Annotated in this window: 23 protein-coding genes; 10 read left to right on the top strand and 13 right to left on the bottom strand. The window is 46.7% G+C overall.

The genetic code is table 11. The features are described 5' to 3' along the window. Window positions 1–7 precede the first annotated feature (7 nt). The gene (gene hutW / locus GCE9029_RS14815) at window positions 8–1,399 is read right to left on the bottom strand and encodes a heme anaerobic degradation radical SAM methyltransferase ChuW/HutW (RefSeq protein ID WP_062664266.1); all 1,392 of its coding nucleotides are present in this window, start codon (window positions 1,397–1,399) and stop codon (window positions 8–10) included. A gap of 165 nt (window positions 1,400–1,564) precedes the next feature. Between hutW and GCE9029_RS14810 the strand changes: the two genes are divergently transcribed. From GCE9029_RS14810 to GCE9029_RS14780, 7 genes are all read left to right on the top strand, one after another. Next, the gene (locus GCE9029_RS14810) at window positions 1,565–2,332 is read left to right on the top strand and encodes an energy transducer TonB (RefSeq protein WP_062664264.1); all 768 of its coding nucleotides are present in this window, start codon (window positions 1,565–1,567) and stop codon (window positions 2,330–2,332) included. 2 nt (window positions 2,333–2,334) lie between these two features. After that, window positions 2,335–3,051 carry a MotA/TolQ/ExbB proton channel family protein gene (locus tag GCE9029_RS14805; protein WP_002535873.1) on the top strand — a complete coding sequence of 239 codons (717 nt, stop codon included), beginning with the start codon at window positions 2,335–2,337 and terminating at the stop codon, window positions 3,049–3,051. Continuing rightward, the gene (locus GCE9029_RS14800) at window positions 3,048–3,464 is read left to right on the top strand and encodes an ExbD/TolR family protein (protein WP_062664262.1); all 417 of its coding nucleotides are present in this window, start codon (window positions 3,048–3,050) and stop codon (window positions 3,462–3,464) included. The genes GCE9029_RS14805 and GCE9029_RS14800 overlap by 4 nt, the downstream gene beginning before the upstream one ends. Then, the gene (locus tag GCE9029_RS14795; RefSeq protein WP_062664260.1) at window positions 3,461–4,315 is read left to right on the top strand and encodes a heme/hemin ABC transporter substrate-binding protein; all 855 of its coding nucleotides are present in this window, start codon (window positions 3,461–3,463) and stop codon (window positions 4,313–4,315) included. Before GCE9029_RS14800 ends, GCE9029_RS14795 begins: the two co-directional genes overlap by 4 nt. 9 nt (window positions 4,316–4,324) lie before the next feature. After that, on the top strand, window positions 4,325–5,368 hold the full coding sequence (locus tag GCE9029_RS14790; protein WP_062664258.1) for a FecCD family ABC transporter permease: 1,044 nt from the start codon (window positions 4,325–4,327) through the stop codon (window positions 5,366–5,368). Next, window positions 5,368–6,132, top strand: a complete 765-nt coding sequence (locus tag GCE9029_RS14785; protein ID WP_062664256.1) for a heme ABC transporter ATP-binding protein — start codon at window positions 5,368–5,370, stop codon at window positions 6,130–6,132. Before GCE9029_RS14790 ends, GCE9029_RS14785 begins: the two co-directional genes overlap by 1 nt. A gap of 106 nt (window positions 6,133–6,238) precedes the next feature. Next, window positions 6,239–7,267: a Gfo/Idh/MocA family oxidoreductase gene (locus tag GCE9029_RS14780; RefSeq protein ID WP_062664254.1), complete on the top strand. Its 1,029-nt coding sequence runs from the start codon at window positions 6,239–6,241 to the stop codon at window positions 7,265–7,267. Between the two features lie 232 nt (window positions 7,268–7,499). Here GCE9029_RS14780 and chrA read toward each other — a convergent pair whose 3' ends face one another. Continuing rightward, window positions 7,500–8,648 carry a chromate efflux transporter gene (chrA, locus tag GCE9029_RS14775; RefSeq protein ID WP_062664252.1) on the bottom strand — a complete coding sequence of 383 codons (1,149 nt, stop codon included), beginning with the start codon at window positions 8,646–8,648 and terminating at the stop codon, window positions 7,500–7,502. 638 nt (window positions 8,649–9,286) lie between these two features. Between chrA and GCE9029_RS14770 the strand changes: the two genes are divergently transcribed. Continuing rightward, the gene (locus GCE9029_RS14770; protein WP_062664251.1) at window positions 9,287–10,183 is read left to right on the top strand and encodes a LysR family transcriptional regulator; all 897 of its coding nucleotides are present in this window, start codon (window positions 9,287–9,289) and stop codon (window positions 10,181–10,183) included. Between the two features lie 60 nt (window positions 10,184–10,243). Here GCE9029_RS14770 and GCE9029_RS14765 read toward each other — a convergent pair whose 3' ends face one another. Next, the gene (locus GCE9029_RS14765) at window positions 10,244–11,356 is read right to left on the bottom strand and encodes a 1-acyl-sn-glycerol-3-phosphate acyltransferase (RefSeq protein WP_062664249.1); all 1,113 of its coding nucleotides are present in this window, start codon (window positions 11,354–11,356) and stop codon (window positions 10,244–10,246) included. 232 nt (window positions 11,357–11,588) lie between these two features. On the opposite strand from GCE9029_RS14765, the gene GCE9029_RS14760 reads away from it, so the two are divergent. Continuing rightward, the gene (locus tag GCE9029_RS14760; RefSeq protein ID WP_062664247.1) at window positions 11,589–12,248 is read left to right on the top strand and encodes a hypothetical protein; all 660 of its coding nucleotides are present in this window, start codon (window positions 11,589–11,591) and stop codon (window positions 12,246–12,248) included. On the opposite strand, the gene GCE9029_RS14755 is transcribed toward GCE9029_RS14760, so the two are convergent. Together GCE9029_RS14755 and GCE9029_RS14750 are read right to left on the bottom strand one after the other, a co-directional pair. Further along, entirely contained in the window at window positions 12,241–12,705 is a 465-nt protein-coding gene (locus GCE9029_RS14755) for a hypothetical protein (RefSeq protein WP_062664245.1), read from the bottom strand. The genes GCE9029_RS14760 and GCE9029_RS14755 overlap by 8 nt on opposite strands. Before the next feature lie 109 nt (window positions 12,706–12,814). Continuing rightward, on the bottom strand, window positions 12,815–13,345 hold the full coding sequence (locus tag GCE9029_RS14750; protein WP_062664243.1) for a nicotinate-nicotinamide nucleotide adenylyltransferase: 531 nt from the start codon (window positions 13,343–13,345) through the stop codon (window positions 12,815–12,817). A 266-nt stretch (window positions 13,346–13,611) separates the two neighbouring features. Between GCE9029_RS14750 and nadE the strand changes: the two genes are divergently transcribed. Beyond that, a complete protein-coding gene (nadE, locus tag GCE9029_RS14745; protein WP_062664241.1) occupies window positions 13,612–14,448 on the top strand; it encodes an NAD(+) synthase in 837 nt (278 codons plus the stop codon). Window positions 14,449–14,526: 78 nt separating this feature from the next. Here nadE and GCE9029_RS14740 read toward each other — a convergent pair whose 3' ends face one another. The 8 genes from GCE9029_RS14740 to pntA form a co-directional block, all read right to left on the bottom strand. Beyond that, window positions 14,527–15,051 carry a nucleotidyltransferase family protein gene (locus GCE9029_RS14740; protein ID WP_062664239.1) on the bottom strand — a complete coding sequence of 175 codons (525 nt, stop codon included), beginning with the start codon at window positions 15,049–15,051 and terminating at the stop codon, window positions 14,527–14,529. 112 nt (window positions 15,052–15,163) lie between these two features. Next, window positions 15,164–15,316, bottom strand: a complete 153-nt coding sequence (locus GCE9029_RS26015) for a YoaH family protein (RefSeq protein ID WP_002535891.1) — start codon at window positions 15,314–15,316, stop codon at window positions 15,164–15,166. A 54-nt stretch (window positions 15,317–15,370) separates the two neighbouring features. After that, window positions 15,371–16,546 carry a conjugal transfer protein TraF gene (gene traF / locus GCE9029_RS14735; protein ID WP_062664238.1) on the bottom strand — a complete coding sequence of 392 codons (1,176 nt, stop codon included), beginning with the start codon at window positions 16,544–16,546 and terminating at the stop codon, window positions 15,371–15,373. 199 nt (window positions 16,547–16,745) lie between these two features. After that, window positions 16,746–17,630: a DUF2861 family protein gene (locus GCE9029_RS14730; RefSeq protein WP_062664237.1), complete on the bottom strand. Its 885-nt coding sequence runs from the start codon at window positions 17,628–17,630 to the stop codon at window positions 16,746–16,748. After that, on the bottom strand, window positions 17,630–18,304 hold the full coding sequence (locus GCE9029_RS14725; RefSeq protein WP_062664235.1) for a response regulator transcription factor: 675 nt from the start codon (window positions 18,302–18,304) through the stop codon (window positions 17,630–17,632). Before GCE9029_RS14725 ends, GCE9029_RS14730 begins: the two co-directional genes overlap by 1 nt. Continuing rightward, window positions 18,273–19,715 carry an ATP-binding protein gene (locus tag GCE9029_RS14720; protein WP_062664232.1) on the bottom strand — a complete coding sequence of 481 codons (1,443 nt, stop codon included), beginning with the start codon at window positions 19,713–19,715 and terminating at the stop codon, window positions 18,273–18,275. Before GCE9029_RS14720 ends, GCE9029_RS14725 begins: the two co-directional genes overlap by 32 nt. Before the next feature lie 135 nt (window positions 19,716–19,850). Beyond that, window positions 19,851–21,236, bottom strand: a complete 1,386-nt coding sequence (pntB, locus tag GCE9029_RS14715) for a Re/Si-specific NAD(P)(+) transhydrogenase subunit beta (protein ID WP_062664230.1) — start codon at window positions 21,234–21,236, stop codon at window positions 19,851–19,853. Between the two features lie 15 nt (window positions 21,237–21,251). Next, window positions 21,252–22,805 (bottom strand): Re/Si-specific NAD(P)(+) transhydrogenase subunit alpha, encoded by a 1,554-nt coding sequence (gene pntA / locus GCE9029_RS14710; protein ID WP_062664228.1) that lies wholly within the window; start codon window positions 22,803–22,805, stop codon window positions 21,252–21,254. Window positions 22,806–23,030 lie beyond the last annotated feature (225 nt).

Raw genomic sequence — 23,030 nt, 5'->3', positions numbered from 1 at the left:
ACTACTCCTAAGCTGCGACATTTGCCGCTTTTCTTTGCACTTTCTGCGCTGTTTGGTTTTGTAATACTTCAATCAGGTTTTGGGCCAATGTAACCGCCCAGAACTGTCCGGCGAGAGTCAGCGTGAGATAACTTCTGCCATTTCCATTCTTTTCAAGATAGACCAGCCCGTTTTCCTGCCACGCTTCGAACAAGGGATACAGCGCTTCAAAAGAGCCTTGTCCAGCCACTGAATCCAACTTGTGTTGAGCCAGAACACCCGCATCAAATCCGCTTTTCACTTCAGCAGACACACCTCTATTGGCAGGTGCTAGTGTCATCATAGTGACAGGGTAACGTAAATCATTTATCGCTGAGATGTAGGTATCCATATCGCGGGTTTGCATCATCTGGCATCCGTTGACATTGCCACCAGCCCCGGCTCCTAAAGGCATGATCTCCGCAGTTGTTTTCGCTAACGAGTTGTAAATACTGCGTTCGCGGTTGTCTGAAGACCAATGGTTAACACTGAGACGTTTCTGATGGTGCTTCGCCATGAAGTTCACGCCCATCTCAAACATACTGGCCTTCATTTGTGTATCTGCCGGATACGGCAATTTGCCCTGCTCAACCAACTTTGCCATTGGCAAGCCCAGCATTTCGATAAGCTGATATAGGTCGACACCATGAGCACCGGACTCGAGATAGTCATTCAAGTCCTGCTGCCAGATATCCAGAGTTTGGTGAGGCAAACCATAAAGTAAATCCAGAACGATAGGAGCCGCGTTGTATTTGGCCAATTGCTGGATTTTGTCCAACACAACTTCCCGGTCATCGAGCCGCTTCGCACTGCGACGAACCTGAGTGTTGAAGCTTTGAACGCCGAATGAGAAGCGGTTAACGCCCCCTTCAAGCGCCGCTTCAAATTTGTCTAATCCAAAACGGTTGATACGACCTTCTAGTGTGATTTCGCAGTCAGGTGTCAGCGGAAATTGGCTGCGGATATCAGAGACGATCATTCGGATTTGTTCGCCGCTAAGATCGGTTGGGGTTCCTCCGCCAATGTATACCGCTTGGAACGGCGCTGATTGGCTCCAGATTTGCGACGCTTTCCATCGAATTTCTGCGCGCAGTGCTTCAACGTAGCCTTCAATTAATGACTTGCTGGATGCGTATTGGAAGAAGTTGCAGTAGGTACAACGCACGCGACAGAACGGAATGTGGATGTACAAACAGCGTGGTGCATGCGCCGATGACGCTGGGATTGCATGTGCTTTTTCAAGCTCGGTTTGGATATCTTCAGAGTTAACTGAACGCATCATGCCACCGGCATGAGCACTCTTCTTGCGTTGAAAAGCAAAACGAAGTGGATCGGGTGTTCTTAGCCCGACCAATTCCGGATTGTGAAGATCAACATTCATCTCATTTTGCAACCTTTAACATTAACAGCGTCAAACTGCGAGCTGTTTCCTAGTGATTTCAATCATATTCATAAAAGATAATAATGCAACTGATAATTGATCTCATTAGCGTTTCATGCATAATGCACCTAATCACTTATTAAAATCAGTTCTTCAGGAGTACGTGTGAACACTCGACGGTACGTAGTTTGTGGTGTCGTTTCAGTTGCACTGCACAGTTTGGCGATTTGGGCTCAACCGCCCTCGCCTCAATTCACAATTAACGATGCCAATGCGGGAAATCGTGTGGCTATCCAGCTCATTGCGTCGACGAAACAGGTACCAAAAGAGCCAGAACCCGCTCCTGTTGAAGACCCACCACAGCAAGAAACGACAAAGCCAGAACCTAAACCGGTTAAATCTCCTTCAGTAAAAAAAGAGTCACCTAAGAAGGCAGAAGTCGAAACTCAGAAAAAGGTGAAGCCTGAGGTTAACCCGCCAAAAGAAACCAGGAAAAAGCCACTTGAGAAGGTGACGAAGAAGGAAAGCAAAGAAGAGAAAACAAAGCCTCTTCCGCCGAAAAAACCAATAGAAAAACCTGAGGAAAAACCGAAAGAGACAGCTGAGGAGATGAGCAAAGAAAACCAGATGACTCAGGCGAAATCATCTTCTCCCATGTTGGTCGAAAGGCCCACATTTAAAGTCCGCCCTTCCCAACCTAAGTACCCGAGAATGGCAAAACGTAAAGGGATGGAAGGCACAGTGCTTATAGAAGTCTGGCTGGACGAAGAAGGCAATCAAACCAATCGCTCCTTACTGAAGAGTTCAGGGTTTGAATTGCTTGATGGCGCTGCAATGGATGCGGTGAAAAAGTGGCGCTTCAACGGCCACGAAGAAAACGGTGTCGCCCTGGCGCACAGAGTAAGAATTCCTGTTCGTTTTAATTTGGATTAATCATGTTCGACTTACAATTTTTCACGTCAATCCACGCTCAACTCGGCATCATGACCTGGCCTTTGACGCTGCTTTCCGCACTCATGTTGATGCTCATCTTTGAGCGTATCGTTTTTGTTGTCATGAACACCAAAACGGGCAGTAAACCTTTGCAAAAAGAGATCTACTCACTTTCGCTGACCAATGACAAACAGCTAGAAACGTATGTAGAACGTCATCAGCAGGATAAAAGCACCCTATCCCAAGGGATCTGCATGCTGATCAATCATCGTCATTTCACTAAATCTTTGCGTGAAGAAGCTGTTTCTATCTGGCTGCAAAAGAAACGCCGTCAATTCACTGCAGGTCTCAAATTGCTGAACATTATTGGCGTGCTGAGTCCTTTGATTGGTCTGCTGGGAACCGTTGTCGGCCTGATAGAAATGTTTAAAGGACTTTCAGCCACACAAGGTGGTATTTCACCTGCAGAATTGGCCGATGGCTTGGGATTGGCGATGTCTACGACGGCAGCGGGTTTGCTGATTGCCCTACCAGCTATTGCTTCATCACAAGTTTTTGCGCTGTGGGCAGATCGCACACTGGCAAAAATTGAATACGTGCTGAACCACTTTAACCTGCATCTCGCCGGAGTGTCATTCGATGAAAGCGCGGATTGTCCGAAGCATTGCAAACCTTGTGCTGGTTCTAGCTCAGAGTCTCCTAGGGAAAGCGCCGCATGATCCGCTCTCAACCAGAAAGTGAATCAACATCATTCACTCCGGATCTCACGCCGTTGCTGGACATTATTTTTATCGTAATGGTGTTTTTGCTGCTTACGGCAAACATCCAAATTAAAACCATGGATATCGCGATTCCCCAAACCAATGATTCAGAAGTTCTGGAATCTCCAAACCGTGAAGTTATCGCCATCAACGTGTTGCGCGGTTCACCTTCGTGGGCACTTCAAGGTGAACCTCTTCACGACTGGGAAACCTTTACGACACAGCTTCTGGAAGCTATTCAGCAAGCCCCTGATAAACCGGTGGTGATCGCTGCGGACAAACAAGCCAATGTGGAAAGCATGCTTAAAGTCCTCGCCTTCATGCAAAACAACAATATCAACGCCACCAATATTGTGATGGAAGAACAATGAAAAAGAATTTCAAACTTGGCGCTGCTGCGCTGCTTTTTACTGGCTTATTTACTTCATCGGCGTTCGCGCAGGATGCAAGAATCATCAGCGCTGGCTCAACCGTCACTGAACTTTTGTTTGCACTAGGCGCCGAAAAAGAAGTGGTTGCAGTAGATTTAACCAGCCGCCATTACCTTGATGGCAGAGAGATTCCCGTACTGGGCTATCATCGCCAATTATCAGCCGAAGGCCTACTAGCACTAAGCCCTACCCATCTCGTGGGCTCGCCAGAGATGGGGCCGGAAAGCACGTTGAAGCTATTGAAATCGGCAAATGTCGATGTTCAAAAGCTGCCAACAGGGACCTCCATTGAAGACTTTAATCAGCGCGTGGATTCAGTCGCGTCGATTACTGGTACTGAAGACAAAGGTGCTGAAATTAAGAAGGATGTTGCTGAGAAAATAGGAAAGTTGAACGCCTCAGCGCCAGAAAAACGCCCTTCAGTGATGTTCATGATGATGTCTGATGGCCGCCCATTGACCGTCGCGGGTGATGAAACCACGGTGAACGCAGTGATCGAGTTGGCTGGCGGAGTTAACCCTGCGGCAAAAGAAACCACCAGCTACAAGCCGCTGTCTACCGAGTCGATCGTAGAGATGCAGCCTGAATACATTCTGGTATCAGAACGCACCCTTTCGCAGGTTGGCGGTATTGAAGGTATGGTGAAGCAACAGCCTTTATTGAGGGCAACACCTGCATTCAAGAACGACAACATAATCCCTATTTCTGGCTACGCAATTCTTGGTGGCTTTGGGTTGGCGAGCCTAGATCTCGCTACCGACCTTAACAAACGCATTGTGGCTGGTGAGTAGTACATTTCCATGAATGATTTGCTGACTCGCCGCGTCTCAGCGCGGTGGATGATGATCGTCTCTTCGATCTTGTTGTACATCACTGTCGTGAGCTCAATTACTTTGGGGCCGATGAATATCGGTTTCTTCGACAGTTTGAAAGCACTACTTCCCGTTCAATCGGACCTTCCTGACTATGTCTCTGTGATCATTCAGGAAGTCCGCTTACCACGCACACTTCTGGCCATTGCTGTCGGTGGTATCCTTGCGATGTGCGGGACCGTCATGCAGGGGCTTTTCAGAAACCCACTGGCAGATCCCGGTATTATCGGGGTGTCTGCCGGTGCTTCTCTTGGAGCAGCCATTGCGATAGTTCTATTTGGTGGCGTGATTACCCATACCGCATTTCTGGTGCTGGGCACGGTACCGGTATTTGCTTTTTTGGGTGGTGCGGTTACAACCTTCGCAATCTATTACATGGGCACCAGTAGTAATGGCACTTCAGTGACAATTATGTTACTCGCAGGCGTTGCGCTTGGCGCGATTGCCGGTGCTGGCATGGGGCTTCTAAACTATTTTGCTGACGATCAGGAGCTTCGCGATCTTTCTCTTTGGACGATGGGCTCTTTAGCAGGCGCCTCATGGGATGCGATTGTGTTGGCTTTTGTTTCGTTAATCGTATTGGGTTTCCTATTCCACCGCTACGCAAAACCTTTAAATGCCTTGCTGCTGGGTGAAGCTGAAGCTCGTCATCTTGGCATCAACGTCCAATCACTCAAGCGCAATCTCATCCTTCTCACTGCTGCAGGCGTCGGCGTGACAGTTGCCCTTTCAGGCATGATTGGTTTTATTGGCCTTGTTGTTCCCCATATCGGACGCATGCTGACAGGCCCAGATCATCGTACCCTCATTCCGGTTTCAGCGATTTTAGGTGGTTTGGTGCTGCTAGCTTCCGACATGATTGCTCGCACCATTGTTGCGCCACTTGAAATCCCGGTAGGCATTATCACAGCGGCTCTAGGGGCGCCTTTCTTCCTTGCATTGCTGCTTAAACAAAAAGGTCGTTTGGCATAATGGGTATTGATATTCGACATGCGTCGCTCACGCTGGGTAACAAGGTTCTACTCGATAACTTCAGCACGTCTTTCAAATTGGGTGAGCTAACTATTATTCTTGGACCAAACGGAACCGGTAAAAGTAGCCTGCTTAAACTGATTAGCCGCGAATGGCCATGTTATGGCGAACTTCGCTTCTATGATAAATCTGCGAAAGATTGGAAACCTGAACACCTCGCAGCATCGATGGGGATTCTACCGCAGTCCAGTAGTCTGACATTTGCCTTCACCGCTCGGGAAGTGGTTGAACTTGGCGGGCTGGCGTTGAGTGCATCCCAAGCAGAACTCACTGAGATCGCATCTGAAAACATGGCAAAGACCGATGTACTTCATCTTGCTGACAGGCTTTACCCAAGCCTTTCCGGGGGCGAGAAGCAGCGCGTACACCTCGCTCGCGTGCTAACACAAATAGCAAAATCTCCAAGAGACACCATATTGATGCTGGATGAACCAACGAGTGCGCTGGATATTGGCCACCAACATAAGACATTAAGCTTGGCGAAAGAGATGGCACAAGCCGGATCGGCGGTGATCGCCGTGATCCATGATCTCAACCTCGCTGCACAGTATGCAGACCGTATCTTAATATTAAATAAAGGAAAAATAGCGGCAGATGGCATCCCAACAGATGTGCTGACCCCTGAAATTATCGAGGAAGTCTACGGCTGGCCTGTTTCCGTTATGCCTCATCCAAAGGGTAATTACCCAGTTGTACTGGCCTAAGTTTCACAAACTCCGTAAGTGGCCCTCTGATGAGGGCTTTTTTATATCTGCTCACGTATACTAGAAAAACTAAAACGCTAAACGAACACAAAACAAGGAACGACAAATGATTCGTACTGGCATCGTAGGATTTGGCTTTGCTGCCCAGACTTTCCATCTTCCTTTTCTCTCTATTCATCCAGATTTCGAACCCGTCGCGGTTGTTTCTTCAAACCATGATTTAGTGGCTGAGAAACTCCCCTCTGCGGCGTACTACTCAAACATTGAAGAAATGCTTCGTGATGCAGAGTTGGATTTGGTCATTATCACCACGCCAAACCACACGCATTTCGATCTTGCAAAACAATCACTGGAAGCGGATTGCCACGTGTTGCTCGAAAAACCTTTCGTGGTAAACAGTGGACAAGGCTTAGAGCTAATTAAAATCGCGAACCAGCGCGGTAAAATTCTTTGTCCATACCAGAATCGACGCTGGGATGGGGATTTCCTTACAGTAAAAGCGTTGATTGAATCTGATGAACTAGGACAGGTTCGTGTTTTCGAATCGAACTTCGACCGTTTTCGTCCTGAGGTTCGCCAACGCTGGCGTGAACAGGCAGGAGAAGGATCGGGCATTCTTTATGACCTGGGTTCACATCTAGTAGACCAGGCGCTTCACTTGTTTGGCTCACCTTTAGCGGTCACCGCTCATTGCAAAGCGATGCGACCACAATCTCAAGCTACCGACTACTTCAAGATGACGCTGCATTACGCTGACAAAGAAGTAGTGTTGAATTCCAGCCCATACCGTTCAGGCAAAGGCTCTCGCTTTGTCGTACAAGGAGATAAAGCCACTTTCTCATGCGCCGGTTTGGATATTCAGGAACAACAACTACGTGACGGCGTCACGGTAACAAATTCAGAATTTGGCCGCCAGCAACATATTGGCAAGCTCGAAATCGGTGACAACGTCACTGAAAAAGATATCGAGTTGGAGCACGGTTGCTACTCTGAGCTCTTTGCCAGCCTGGCATCAGCTATTTTGAACGGTACCACACCGCCTATCGACCCTTATGACGCAGTAAAAGGTATTTACACCTTAGAACTTGCCCAACACGCTTCAGAGGCAGGCAAGACTGAGCGATGGGAGTTTTAAGCTTCTACGAAAGCGCCGAGAAATTTCGGCGCTTTTATATCTTTGCCGAGAATAGTTCTGTCTTTGTTCCCACCCAAGAAAATCCACGAAAATTCATCAAGTAACGTCATTCCTATACCGTCAATCAACACGCAAAAGCAATTAGTTATAGTGCGTTAAGATGGATTGATTACTCCCAAATAAACAAAAAAGCCCGCATTTGCGGGCTCAATAATGAATGACCAATTTAGTGTTACATCATGCTCTTAGCAATGGCGTAAACCAGCATACCTGCAAGCAGCCAGAATACTGACAAATTAAACTTACGCAGAACCGCAAAGCCAACAATGACTGCCACGACATCAGAAACACCATGAACGGCTGACATCCAAACTGGTTGGTAAAATGCTGCAACCAGAAGACCTACCACAGCCGCATTAATCAGTACCACAGAACCTGCAAACTTATGGTGGTTCATCACAGCCTGCCAAACAGGAATGGCAGCAAACAATAGCAATGCCCCTGGAAGGAATATTGCTATGGTGGCCACTGCACTACCCAGGATTGGATTGATCCCTTCCATTGAAGCACCAATGTAGCTAGCAATGGTAAACATAGGACCCGGAACCAATTGTGCCGCTGCATAACCTTCAACCAAAGCATCGCCAGAAACCGAGTCGCCAATCAAAGGTTGCAACAGAGGAAGTACAACGTGACCACCACCAAATACAAAGCTACCTGCTTGATAGAAGTGATTAAACAAGCTGATAACCGGTGCGCTACTCAGAGCGGGAAGTACTAATAGCGCAGCAAACACGCCGAAAAGAATGGCTGTTTGCTTAATACCTGTTGGCTCTTTGGCTTCAGTCGCTACTTCTGGCTTACGAATAAACAACCAACCAAGAATGCCGGCGATAAGTATTGGCATCAGTTGAGCTACGAGGCCAGACTGCCAAAGGATCCAACTAGCAGAAGCCACACAAACAACAAGTGTGACTGCGTCACTGATGAACTTTCGTGCCATCGTCCAAATGGCATCAGCTACTACTACGACTGCTAGCAGCTTTGCAGCAGAGATAAGTAATGCCAACGCTGAAGACTCCCCCAGGCTCGCGCTGTACATAGCCGCTGCCGTTAATAAGGCAAAAGATGGAAAGGTAAAGCCAATAAAAGCGGCAATTGCCCCAATGTAGCCCGCTCGATGATAACCAATAAACATCCCGAGCTGACTGCTTGCAGGGCCAGGAAGGAACTGACACAAGCTCAGCGCTGTTGAGAATTTATCCTCTTCAATCCACTTACGCTTTTCAACAAACTCTCTTTGAAAATAGCCAATATGAGCGACAGGACCACCAAAGCTCATACATCCCAGCACAAAGAAACGAAACAGTACTTCTAACATCCGAAAACAAACCTCCTTAATGAACCAGGCCATTGATGACTTTCACATCAAATACCTGAATTTCTGCCGCAATTTTAAATCTCATACCCCATGAATAGAAACAATTCTTATCAATCCTTTATATCGATTTGATTAATTCTCTATTTAGTCATGTTCACGATCTATTCAAAGTAACGACAAAAGATCCTCTAGATCTGTAGGTTTACAACAAATGTATGTTAGTACTTACTTACATGACATTACATTGTTTCCAACTGAAAACAAAACACGTAACACATTGTTATAAAATGCCTTATTAAAATCAAAACCACGAATTTGGCTATCGACTCATTTAGTAAATCCCTTTCAGAACGCGATCTGGAATCTGATTTGGGCAGATTGAGCACTAGAGTGCGGATCATTGAACACAATCTTTACGCAGTTTCTTCTAGCTTATTGGTTGAATGAATTTTTGATGACAACAGCGTAGAGAAACGTTTTTCATGCACCTGCTCTCTCCCGATTGAAGGAATGTTGGCAGAGACCTACTAACTTCAAATTTAAATAAAGGAGTTTTCCTATTTGTGACAACGTCACCCAATGAATTAAGAAGAGATGTGATACGCTATACTCCTCTCGATAATTAACGAAAATTCCATATGTTAGATAACCTTCAGCAAATGGTGGTCCTGGCGACTGTGGCGCATGAACAACACTTCACCCGTGCTGCCGAGTACCTTGGGATTTCAAAGTCTCAAGTCAGTAAGCAAATTCGCTATCTCGAAGAACGATTAGGTGTTCAGCTGGTTCAAAGAAATACCCGCTCTGTTGCCCTAACCGAAGCCGGCGAACAATATGCAGCCTTTGGGCGCCAGATTGTCGAAACCATGCAAGACGCTGAAGCCATGGTTGCAGGTTTTAGGAATGAGGTTTCTGGAAGATTAAAGGTTGGTGTTGCTCAGTCATTTGGTAATGCCCAGATCACAAAGTTACTTTCTACATTTCAAGCACAGTTTCCTGCCCTCGAGTTGGAAGTACACTTGTTCGATCACCGCCCGAACTTGGTAGAGGATGGATTTGATTGTTGGTTAGCGATTCATGAAGCACCGCCGGAAGGCATGGTTGCAAGGAAACTTGGTGATTGCCAATTTAAGCTCGTTGCCTCTCCCTCTTATCTCGAAGCACATGGTTCACCAAAGCATCCCTCTGATCTTCGCGAGCACAATTGCATCACTTACCAAAGCGTTCAACGCACCTATGATCAGTGGCCATTTCAACGAGACGGGAGCGAGCAATCGGTGACTGTCAGAGGATCTTACCGTATCAACAATGCACCAGCGGTTTTGGAAGCGACTAAATCAGGTGTAGGTATCGCATATATCGCTACTTATCTATTAGATAGTGAAATTGAAAACGGTGACTTAAAGGTATTAATGAAGGATTGGAAGCCGACAATGAAGCTACCTGTTTACGCGGTCTATCCACGCCGAGAATACCTAGCTCCCAAGGTTAGACACTTCGTAGACTTCCTTTCGGAAAATATTCGGGTCGTTTAAGCAGATAAAGAAAAGAGGATGTGACATTGTCACATCCTCTTTTATATCGATAAATCAATATTATGCGTCAGCTTTTTTGTCGGTTGGCATGGCGTACATTGCCTTGACGATCTGAGCAACCCCTTCTGGCAATGAAGAAAGCTTGCTATCAAACTGGGCGCGGTCACTATCGGTGATTGAGCTGTGCTCTTTCCCTGCAGCAATGTAATTTGCCGGGAACAAGTGGTAATTCTGATAAATCTGGCGATCAATTTCAGCAGCCAGCATTTCAGGTGAATCGAACTCGTTACCAATCACGTCGCCAAACGAAACATGGATTCTACGTTTCTGGCCAACAATACCTTGGACGATACTTTCGATATCTTCAAACTCACCTTTTTCGTATCCACCTTCTTGCTGCTTACGGTAAAGCTCGTTTGCTTTTGCTGCATCACATGGATCGTTTTCGTAAGAGATAGTTACCGGAACAATACGCAGCGAAGCGACATAATCAGCGAATTCAATTTTCTGGCGACGCCCTTCCATGAAGAACATTTTCAGAATCGCAGGATCAGTTTTATCATTGCCGTCTTTCGCACGGCCTTCTCTCTGAGCAATCCAGATAGACTGCTTCTCATCCAAAGAGGCTTTGATGTAAGCAGATAACTGACCCAACGCCTTCATCATCTCTCGTGGGCCTTTCGCAGAGCGCTTAACGATAAAACTCTTATTCAGTTTCATCAGCTCAGTTGCACACGGCTTTTTCAGCAGATTATCACCAATGGCAATACGAACCGTATCAAACTCATTTGCATGCAAGCACCAGTTCACCATCGCTGGATCCATCGCAATATCGCGGTGATTCGAAACAAAAAGATAGCTGCTACTAGGATCCAATTTGTCCAAACCACTTGTCGTCAAACCTTCTGAAGTACTTTTGATCATTGAATCCATGTATGTCGCAACATGAAGCTGTACGTCTCGAACGGTTTTGATTTTATTCCATTTGGAATGCAGGTAACGCTTCAAAATCGGCTTAAGAAGCCAGCCTGCTATGCCAGAAAACTGCGGGAAGCGGTACTTTAAAATAGCTGAGATGAATTCTTCATCTTCAATGAGACGATCAATCGCACCAGGCACTTCATCGTCATTGTAAGGACGAATTTCTAAGAAAGGATCGTTATTTTGTTGCACGTGATTCTACTTGCTCCGATAAAAACCGCGCCATTTTACGCGGATATAGGATTTCGAACATTGTTTTAATCGCCATTATACAGAGGTTGGAGGTCTTACCTCACTTTAGTTACTAACGATTGTAACAACGCGGTGTATTTTTAGACAACAAACCATACATCACGCTTCACCGCGCTTGATCTCCCCTTGAAAACCAAAGACTATGTGCGCCTCGCAATGAGAGAGGGTTAACATGAAACAAGCCATAGAATTTTTGCACCAAAAAGCTGACCATCTGATCGTCGGTCCTCGAAGAAAACAGCCTCACTCTTCTTACATACTGGTCCATGAAGGATTGGCTCTGATCCGTCTTGGAAAGTTGGAACTACCTGTTTGTAAAGGTCAAGGGTTCTGGCTACCTACTGGCTGCTTGAGCGCCGTTACTATTCTACAAGGCTCCGTCGTTTCAACGCTTGATTTCTCAGTACGTTCAACTGTCGTGCTACCAAATTCCGCTGGTTACGCTTTACCATCTCTACTGATCCAAGGTATCGCACAGCAACTGAATCTGGAACCTAATGGAAGTTGGTTTGGCGCTCATGGTCGCCTTTTAAGATGTGCCCGAGATTATCTTTCGACGGTGTCACCAAACGACAGGTACGATGCAAACACCTTACAATTGGCTGAAGCCATTGCGAAGCTTGAAAACTTGGATGATAAGAAAAAGCAAAAGGACCAAAACATTTTTCAACTGACAGGCTTTTCTGAAGAACAAATTGCACTCCAGCTCAGTATTAGGGATTGTGTGAAAAAACTGAAGTCAGGCCAGAAGTTGGCGAAAATCGCACAGCAAGCATCAATGCCTGAACAGGAATTGATGCTACTGATTGAGAAAACGGTTGGAGCTATTTAATAGGCACCTGCATTTGAAGCAAGAACTCGGTATTGGTTTCTTCATGCCAGCGCATATCAAATCGGTACCGGGTATCACTGCTGTTTGATTCCGTGGTAAAGCTGAAATTCAGACCATGGTTCAGTAACCAGTCTTCCATCCCCACCTCAGTAAAGCTTTGCTGCTGATACTCTTCCGGCTTCCATACTCCAAATCCGTAGTACGAAGCGCCAGTTTGCGTGGAGAGGAAATGCGGAATATCCCAGTCATGTTTCCAACTGTCCCAAATAGTCGGAAGAACCTGGTCTTCTACTTGCCACTCAATCACACTGCGATCTTGCGATTGTGAAAAATTAATAGAGTTGGCGACATCTACATCGTCAATGGCAGTGCCTGTTTCAATAAATGCGGCCGTAGAAAGTGACGGCGTAATAAAGAATGTCGCCGCAATGAGTCTGGGTATTATTATAGAAATCACGATTATGCATCTTCCCTTGCTTTATCAAACGCCTCCAAAGTGCCTTTACGCGTCGGGATTACGCCAAAGGCTCTATCAAAATACTGCGCTGATAAAGTCGTTGTTTCTTTTATTGGCTGAAGTCGTCAGACGTCAATTTGTTAGCCAGTGCTGGCGTGGTTAGGTCATCGATAGATTCCCCTGCCAGTAAACGCTCCCTGATCGCCGTACTTCTGACGGGTAAAGTTTCAGGGCAAGCAAGTACGTTCCATCTTTGCAAAATCTCTGCCGATTTGTGGAACTTTGAAAAGTTTAAAAGATTATCAGGACCAAGTACGAAGGTGAGATCAGAATTGGGATGTTGCTGCTGAATATGATTAAGCAGAGCCCATGTGGTCACCGACTCTTCCTCATAAAGGGCTTCCTCTTCACGATAAAGCGCTAAGTTTTCACACTTTGCTTCGCGAATAAATTCACTGACCCACTCACAACGCTGAGCAAAATCCGCCATCTGCTTACCCCATGCATGGGCATAGCTTGGTACCAATAGCACTTGATCGAAATGGTGGAGACGTTGCACAACACTCAGGTGCCCCAAGCTCGGCGGATTAAATGCGCTGCCAAAGATGGCAATGTTTTGCCGTAATTCCGTTTTACTCATTTTTTCTTATGTATTTTTGCATCCATCATCTATTGATAACCGATTCACTCTATCACCTTCAATCAATTTGCTGTGAAAGCGGGATTAGATGAACAAGAAACCATCTACCAAGTCTGTTATTGCATCAATTTGGTGAGAAAATGCCATGACTTGCGCGCTAAAAGAGTGAAATCTTCACCAAGTGCAACTTGAGACAAGAATGATCATGATTTTGCGCCTAGGATGTTGCAGAATAAACGAAACATGTCATAAGGGTCTGTCTTGAAATGGAACAAGCTATCCGCGAAGAAATGCGAGTATTGCCAACAATCGATGCTGAATTTGAAGTCCAACGTCGTATCACCTTCATCAAAAACCGGTTGAAAGCCTCTGGTACAAAATCTTTGATTTTGGGCATTAGTGGCGGCGTCGACTCGTCTACCTGTGGTCGTCTAGCTCAATTAGCCATTGAACAACTGAATGAAGAAACAGGTTCATCTGATTACCAATTCATTGCGGTACGGTTGCCTTATGGCGTTCAGAAAGATGAAGATGAAGCCCAGTTGGCGCTTAGCTTTGTCCAACCTTCTCACTCTGTCAGTGTGAATATTAAAGATGGTGTAGATGGCTTGCATGCTTCAACACTGACAGCACTGCATGGCACCGGGTTGATTCCAACAGACAATGCCAAGATCGATTTCGTTAAGGGTAATGTTAAAGCACGTGCTCGTATGGTCGCGCAATACGAAATCGCAGGTATGGTTGGTGGTTTGGTGCTAGGTACCGACCATTCTGCCGAAAACATCACCGGCTTCTACACAAAGTTTGGTGACGGTGCATGCGATTTGGCGCCACTGTTTGGTTTGAGCAAGCGTCAGGTCCGCCAACTTGCTGCGTACATGGGTGCACCTGAACTTCTTGTCGTGAAAACCCCTACAGCTGACCTCGAAGAGCTGTCACCACAGAAAGCGGATGAAGATGCCCTTCAACTGACTTATGACGAGATTGATGATTTTCTGGAAGGCAAAGCCGTTGAAGATCGTGTTAAGGATCGACTGGTGGCTATCTACAACGCCACTCAGCATAAGCGCCAACCCATTCCGACCATCTATGACGATGAGTAGATTTGGAGATTCGTGAAAGAAAAGCGCTCTAGATGAGCGCTTTTTTGTTTATGTTGCAGGGCTTGATTACTTCCAACCTTAGTATCGGGCTATCTTGTCACCGACTTCAATCAACATATCCAGCTCCCACCAGATCATCTCACACAAGCCATAACGATAAGCTGCTTTGCGGAATTCTGGGTGTTCGCCTTGATACATGGCGAATTTTTCAGGATGGAAAAGTCGGCAGGCTTTGACGTTGGACAGTCGATCGCAAGCTTTGACGATTAAGGCCAGCCTCGCTGCTTCATCTGATTCATCAAGCTGAAGAAATCTTTGGTTAAGCTGCCGCTTCTTCTCACTTCTGTTCCCCCCGACAGGATCGGTGAGGTAACTGACTGACAGCGCAATTTTATCGCCAAAGTCATGTACTAATTCGTCCACACTTGTTGTTGTGTCTTCAAGCACATCGTGCAGTTGCGCCACAATCATTGCGTTGATACCAAAAGGTTGCGCCAGTTTCTCCACATCATCCAGATGAACATAATAGGGAAACTCTCCATATCGCTGCCCTTCATGACGGGCACGAGCGAATGTTTTTGCCAGAATTAGCCGATCGTTCAACGTCGCCCCTTTAATCTAATAATCCCCCTGCACAATACAGGGTTAAATATACAGCCCTTAGGATAACGTTAGGAAATAAAAAGAAAACGGCCAAATATTGGCCGCTTTCACATTAATCATCTTTTTTGGACGCTTCGCGTTCGCGAATCTCGTTGGCCACTAGCATAATGGCTTCTCCGCTACTCATGCCCTGAGCCATCAATGCATGAATTCGCTCTGCTGCTTCTTGTTGCTCAGCATGGCTCAACGTTGGCATACCGTTCATTTACGACCTCAAAATCAACCTGTTCAGAAGCCGCATATTCTACTGCCAATTGCCTTAGAAGGTAAATGCCAGTTGAGCAGAACCACCGTAGCTGTTGCTATCTATGAGTTGGGCTGCAAGGTCGAAGTGAACCGTATTGAACGGCGATAGGCCAAGACCTAACGTCACAGTGCCATCCAGCGTATCTTCAAGATCGTTGATATAACCTGCTCTCAATTGCGCCCAACCAAAAGCATTAAACTCAGCGCCCAGACGCACTAGCTGAGTATTGTCGACAATAGCTGGACCACTTGGCGCTGAGAAGCGTTTTTGTTCATTCAGATCCACATCAATCGCTGCAACAAAAAGATCCGTCACAAACGCTCCACCAACGGTATAAAGCGGCTCAATATGGTAAGTATATTCACGCGTTCGGTTAACCGTTTTGATTTCCTGTGAAATCAAATTTTTGGCGGCGAAGCCAACACGGAATGGACCAGTCTGCCATGCTGCGCCCAGGTCAACGTTGAATGCGCTCTCTTCCGTGCGGTTCGCGTCAGAATCCCAGTCGTCTCCTTCGAAACTATTAATATCTACTTCGTAATGATAGGTATAGTACTGTTGAGATTTGGGTGTCACACCAACGGCAATACGTTGGCCCGCAAGTTCTAGGTTACCCGCAAGCGCCAGACCTACGTCTACAACACCAAATGCTAGAACTCGGCCTTTAGAAGTTAGTGTAGATGGAACATCACCCGGCCCGGTTGTACCACTAATTGCGTCGACGTCAGCCTGAGAGACTTCTGGCATTACGACCGCCTCAGTATAACCTTTTACGAAAAAGCTTCCGGAAATCGTATTAGTTGGTATCGAAATAGCACCGCCTATGCCCCCGCTCACGTAAGCGAGTTTGTTGTTTAGATTGCTCAATGCATTTGCAGCATCATCACGGTTTTCTGAGTTTGTCGGATCATTGGTGAACGTGTCATAAACATCACCAAAGTCTTCCATAGCATCGATAAGCTCGTCTGGGTCACGTACTTGTATGCCTATCACCGGAAACAGCACACCAAAAGAGCTGTCTGGATCCATGGCGACTAACGCAGGGTTATGGAAACCGGCAGATAGGAAATCTGCGGCGGCCGTTCCCGCGCCGCCCATAGCATCAATTCGGGTATCAATACTGTAATTAGCAGCCAGTGCTGGCATAGAAGTCAGCGCAATACTGAATGCGAGTAAACTCTTTTTCATGGCAAGAATTCCATCTCAGTGGTTCAAAAGGCGGGAGACACTGCGAGCTTTGTACTAGAAAACGGCATTGTGTCTACTTTCTCTACAGAGGGTAGTAGAAGCCTTTTAGCAATAAAGAGACAATTCTTGAAGGTGTGACATCACTCAAACCAATGAGTAGCGTTATTGATAGAAGATCAAAGAAATTATGTTAACAAGGTTATTCTTGGCCAGGTTTAAGTGAAAGCTCCCTCAGGTCCACATCAGGCAAATCAATGAATCTGGCGATTCGTTGAACATCTTCAAACAATATGGCGCCTTGCCAACGCCTTTCGATAAGCGCTACAGAAAACCAATATTGTCCGTTTGGTACGTCAATAACTGGCAGCGATGTTGGCAAATTCTTGTCTTTTTCCTCAGACCAGATTGGCGCATCCTCACCCACATCGGTTTGATAAAGGTTCATAGACAAAAAAGGCCTAGGGCACGTGCTTTTCAAATCAGTGGGTGGCGCGATACGCCAGCTTCGACTGTCTTTCCAACTGATCTTCTGGATTGGCTCTGGCTGAGAAACCAACACCCAGGATGACCAGTTCTCACCTTCAGTCGACGTCACATCAAGCTTATAGAGACCGGCATGAACGGCGCCTGAGAGGCCACCGATATCCAGCTTGAAACTGTTGGCATTTTCAGCTGTTAGATTCGCATTCAGGAGTTTCTTTTCAGGCCACTCAGAAAAAGTAACATTGGAAATGCCCGCGTCAGACGAACCATAAATGGAGAACTGGTAATACACCCGGTTCGGGGTTTGTACTGTTTCACGGCGAATAACCATCGCTTGAAGCCAGTTTGGAAGAGAAAGTGTACTTAAACTTCTCCCACAATCTTCACTAATTGCCAGCGAAAGCAGTTCAGTCAGGTGACGTTGCTCTGTGTCTGTTTTGTCCTGTTGCCATGCTTCAACCATGGCATCAAAACTATGGGCGGTATTCCCTTCCAGTAAACGCTGGTGAGCAGATGTTAGTGCGTCTGATCCGCTGAACCATGCTGCTGCGCTTCCAAATGGAGCGATGGAAGCTATAAAAAGGAATACCGCGGGCTTCATCAGTGCATTTTCATCCGATAACCAACACCACGAAGTGTTTCGATTTCACACTCAGGTAATTTTTGGCGAAGCTGCAATACGTGGGTATCAACCGTTCGTGTTGTTGGGTAGTGGTTATAGCCCCAAACCTGGTCAAGTAGCTCATCACGGGTGAATACGCGGCCAGCATTCTTAGCCAGAAATGCCAACAAATCAAACTCGGTACGTGTGAGAATCACTTCACTCTCAGAGCAAATTACGGAGCGCGTAGACAGATTGATGCGGAGCTTACCAACGACGATGTCATCAACGGCGGTAGTTTCGCCTTCAGTCACGGGACGGCGCAGATGAACACGGATGCGTGCCAGAAGTTCAGCTTCCGCGAACGGTTTGGTCATGTAGTCTGTTGCACCGGAATCAAGGCCTCCTACTCGGTCGCGCACAGAGACCATCGCAGTGAGCATAATGACGGGAACTTCTTTAATTTTTCTCCAGGCAGGAAGCCATTCCATAGAATCGCCTTCCGGAAGCTGACGGTCGAGAACGACTAAATCAGCTTGCGCCCAAAGCGCCTCTACTTTGCCCGCGCAATCGGCGTAAAGGCATTTATAACCGTTCTGTTCCAAACTGGCGAGAAGACCATCTGCCAGGTTTGCATCATCCTCAACCAGCAACAGAGTCGTTTGTTGGGTCACAAGGTATCTCCAAAGTAAATGTGGTAGGCGGTCCAGACAATGTCAGTCTGCCCCCCATCCTTTCTATCATTGCTTCAACAATTGTCAGTCCAAGCCCCAGGCCTTTTTCGCTGACAAAAGGTTTTCGAATCGTTTTCCAATCTTTGGCAGTCAGTCTTCCCTGATCCTGAACACGAATCGATAACGTGTCGTCGTTTATTTCGGCGTACACCATCACAGGTGTTACACCGTACTTTTTGGCATTGCTTATAAGGTTGTCGAGTGAGGTCGTCAACCAATAAATATTGACCGCAACCGGTCCGTCTTCTTTCACCTGCAATTTTACCTGACGCTCTTCGCACAGGTAACCAAGCCAATCTTTCAGAGAAGGAATGTCTTCCCTTACCAGTTGTTGCTGGTTGGACTGCAGGTAGTCTTTGCTCGCCTCGGCAAGTTGCTTTAATCGCATGGAATCTTCACAAAGGCGACGAAACTCATCATAAAGGGGCTCTGGCAAGCTGTCGAATTTACGGCGAAAACCTTCTACCGTCATCCCTAAACTGGCTATAGGAGTGCGAAGCTCGTGGGTCAGGATCTGCAAGACCAGCATGCGCTCCTGCATCAAGCGACGCTTTACCGTCCATCGGTTAAACACCCATCCAGCAATCCATAGAATGTTGATCACGGCCAGCGCGATAACAAGCTGAGACCAATAAGATGGTGCCTGCTTCTGATTCCAACAGACATTACCTATGCGTGAAAGACAAAAACCATTTTCATCAATCGGCGAAGCCATAAGATTTTGCTTTTCAAGAAGCGGTGACCAGGCGTCAGTGCTATAAACCTTGTATTGGCTACCTTCGCGAATCCAAAGATCATCCCCTGACACGATCGATTCCGCACCACCGTTCAATGCATTGATGCCATTTTCAGGCATACGTTGCAGGCGACCGAGCAAGGTATCCGGTGGTGAAAGCAACCTTTCTTTTATATGGAAGAAGCGGAGTAGCTCATCGCGGCGATCGGGAAATTTCTCTACGTACTTTGCCGCATAGCTCCCTCCACCTGGGTGGATGAGATTAGAGCGAGAAAACCACACAGAGGGCAGTTGTGTGTTGAAGCACATCGCACGGGTAAATACCAAAGGATCTGTCACCAAAGGACTCACAGGCCATGGCCCTTTGCATTTTTCTGATGACTGATAGAGACGCTTAAGATCTTTCAGCGGGTAGTTAGAAGATTGCGGTAAAAGACTGTCAGGCACTAACAGCGCTTTTGGGTACTCGCTGTGAATGGCATTAAGAGCATAAGTAGCGATTGGTCGTTCAGCCAATAGCGATAGCCTGAACGCACTCAGCTGTTCAGGAAACGACGCGTTTGCCCAGACATGCGAGCTGAACAATGTAAAACAAACAATCAGAAACTTTTGCATGGCGTGAGATTACCATCAAAATATTTCACAATGTCAGTAGTTTGTAAGAGTCTCTGCAAGAAAAGTCGCTATCTGCTGCTTTCTCGCACAAAAAAGGCCAGCAACTTGCTGGCCTGATTCATTCGTTTTGCTGGATTAGATAGCTTTCGAGATCGCGTCAACACTCTCTTTCGCATCACCGAACAACATTGCCGTATTGTCTTTAAAGAACAGTGGGTTTTGAACGCCAGCATAACCAGTGTTCATAGAGCGCTTGAATACGATAACGTTCTTCGCATTCCACACTTCCAGAACTGGCATGCCTGCGATTGGGCTGTTTGGATCTTCCATCGCCGCCGGGTTAACTGTGTCGTTCGCACCGATAACCAGAACGGTATCTGTTTCAGGAAAGTCATCATTGATCTCGTCCATTTCCAGAACGATGTCATACGGTACTTTTGCTTCAGCAAGCAGTACGTTCATGTGGCCCGGCAGACGACCCGCAACAGGGTGAATACCAAAGCGAACATCAACGCCTTTCGCACGCAGCTTTTCAGTGATTTCGTGCACTGGGTACTGTGCTTGAGCAACCGCCATACCGTATCCAGGAGTAATGATCACAGAGCGAGAATCTTTCAGCATTTCCGCAACTTCATCTGCAGACACTTCACGGTGTTCGCCGTACTCAACATCTGAAGACACAGAAACTTCCTGCCCGAAACCACCAGCAATAACACTGATGAATGAGCGGTTCATGGCTTTACACATGATGTAAGACAGAATCGCACCAGATGAACCTACCAGTGCACCGGTAACGATCAACAGATCGTTTGCCAGCATGAAACCTGCCGCTGCTGCTGCCCAACCTGAGTATGAGTTCAGCATCGAAACAACAACCGGCATATCCGCACCACCGATTGAAGCCACGAGGTGATAACCGAAAGCAAAAGCAATCAGTGTCATCACAAGCAGTGCAAACATGCTGCCGTCCGCCTTCACGAAGTAAACCATCAGCAAAGTTGAAATAACAACTGCTGCCAGGTTCATCTTGTGTTTGTGTGGCAAGTTCAAAGGAGAAGACGAAATGATACCGCGCAGCTTACCAAACGCGACAATCGAACCAGTGAAAGTCACAGCACCAATGAACACACCCAAGAACACTTCCACCATGTGAATAACGTGTTCAGTTTGTGCAAACTCGCCAGCGTATACTGGTGGCTCTAAGTAGCTGTTGTAACCCACCAATACGGCTGCCATACCTACAAAGCTGTGTAGGATCGCAACCAGTTCTGGCATTTCAGTCATTTCTACGCGTTTGGCGTAGTAGATACCGATAGCAGCACCAATGACCATAGCGATAAAGATCCAAGAAAGACCTTCTGCATATGGGCCAAAGATGGTCGCGATGAGCGCGATGCTCATACCAGCGATACCAAAGTAGTTACCTGATCGTGCTGACGTTTGCTTTGATAGGCCAGCAAGGCTCAGGATGAAAAACAATGCAGCAACGATATAAGCTGCTTGTGCTAGTCCTGCAGACATTCTTTGCTACTCCTATTAATCTTTACGGAACATTTCAAGCATGCGTTTAGTAACAGTAAAGCCACCAAAGATATTTATGCTTGCAATGAGAACGGCAATAAAGGCGAGGAAAGACACCACACCATTGCCTTGACCAATTTGAAGTAGCGCGCCCACAACGATAATGCCTGAAATGGCATTGGTTACTGACATCAGCGGCGTGTGCAGAGCATGTGTCACGTTCCAAACGACGTAGTAACCAACAACACAAGCCAGTACGAATACCGTAAAGTGCGAGAGGAACGCTGGTGGTGCAACAGAGGCCACCCAACCAAATGCCCCAAGACCCACAGCCAGTGCAGCAATTTTCTTCACTGGTGATGTTGGCTCTTCTACTTTCTCTTCTTTAGGAGCAATCGGTTCTGCTTTTGCTTGTGGCTGCGCAGACACTTGAATCGGTGGTGCAGGCCAAGTGATTTCACCGTCTTTAACAACAGTGACACCACGCAGAACCACGTCTTCAAAATCGATATCGATGTTGCCGTCTTTTTCTTTGCAAAGCAGCTTCATCAGGTTTACCAGATTGGTACCGTAAAGCTGTGAAGATTGTGTTGGCAGACGACCAACCATATCGGTGTAACCAATAACTTTAACGCCGTTATCTGTTACAACCACTTTGTCAGCTTCTGTATATTCGCAGTTACCGCCATTCGCTGCAGCGAGGTCAACGATTACGCTGCCCGCTTTCATCGAATCTACCATCTCTTTGGTCACCAGTTTTGGTGCCGGACGGCCCGGAATCAATGCGGTCGTAATGATGATATCAACGTCTTTGGCTTGATCAGCATAGAGCTCAGCGGCTTTCTTATTGAAGTCATCAGACATTTCTTTTGCATAACCATCGCCACTGCCCGCTTGTTCCTGAAAATCAACCTGCAGGAACTCAGCGCCCATACTTTCTACCTGCTCTTTTACTTCAGGACGAACGTCGAACGCGCGAACAATTGCACCAAGGCTACCTGCAGCACCGATGGCTGCCAGACCAGCAACACCAGCACCAGCCACAAATACTTTTGCTGGTGGTACTTTACCCGCTGCAGTGATTTGGCCTGTGAAAAAGCGACCAAACTCGTGTGCGGCTTCAACCACTGCACGATAACCAGCAATGTTTGCCATAGAGCTCAATGCGTCCAGCGCTTGTGCACGAGAAATGCGCGGCACAGAATCCATCGCTAGAACATTGATTTTTTTGGTGGTGAGATCTTGCATCAAAGCTTCATTCTGGGCTGGCCAGATAAAACTAATGAGCGTTGCGCCCTCTTTGATACGATCGATTTCGTCAATACCTTCCGCTTCATCTTTGTGCGGCGCATTGACCTTGAAGATAATGTCGGATTGCCAAACAGCGTCGGCATCAACAACTTTCGCTCCGGCCTGCTCGAAAGCAGCGTTATCAAAACTTGCCAGTTGCCCAGCATCCTTTTCGACAACAACTTCGAAGCCCATCTTTAATAGCTGCTCAACCGTTTTCGGTGTGGCAGCAACTCGCGTTTCGTGCGCAAGTATTTCTTTTGGAACACCAATTTGCATAGTTAGTCCCTGACTATTGGCAGTGTAAGTAAATTGTTTGTAGCGAACTGAAAAAGCTTAATCAACACTTTTGTAGGAAAAATACCAAAATAATTCATTATCAAGCCCATAACGAGGCAATTTTAATGACTTTTGGTAATAAAATAACGCCATTTGTTTAAGGCCGGAGGTCAGACCTGATATGACGTGCTACTACTAACGCACTGATTTTAATCTTGTTAACTT

The organism is Grimontia celer, from assembly GCF_900055185.1.
Taxonomy (GTDB): domain Bacteria; phylum Pseudomonadota; class Gammaproteobacteria; order Enterobacterales; family Vibrionaceae; genus Enterovibrio; species Enterovibrio celer.
Note: the sequence above shows the minus strand (reverse complement) of the source record. Positions and strands in the feature narration are given on the sequence as shown.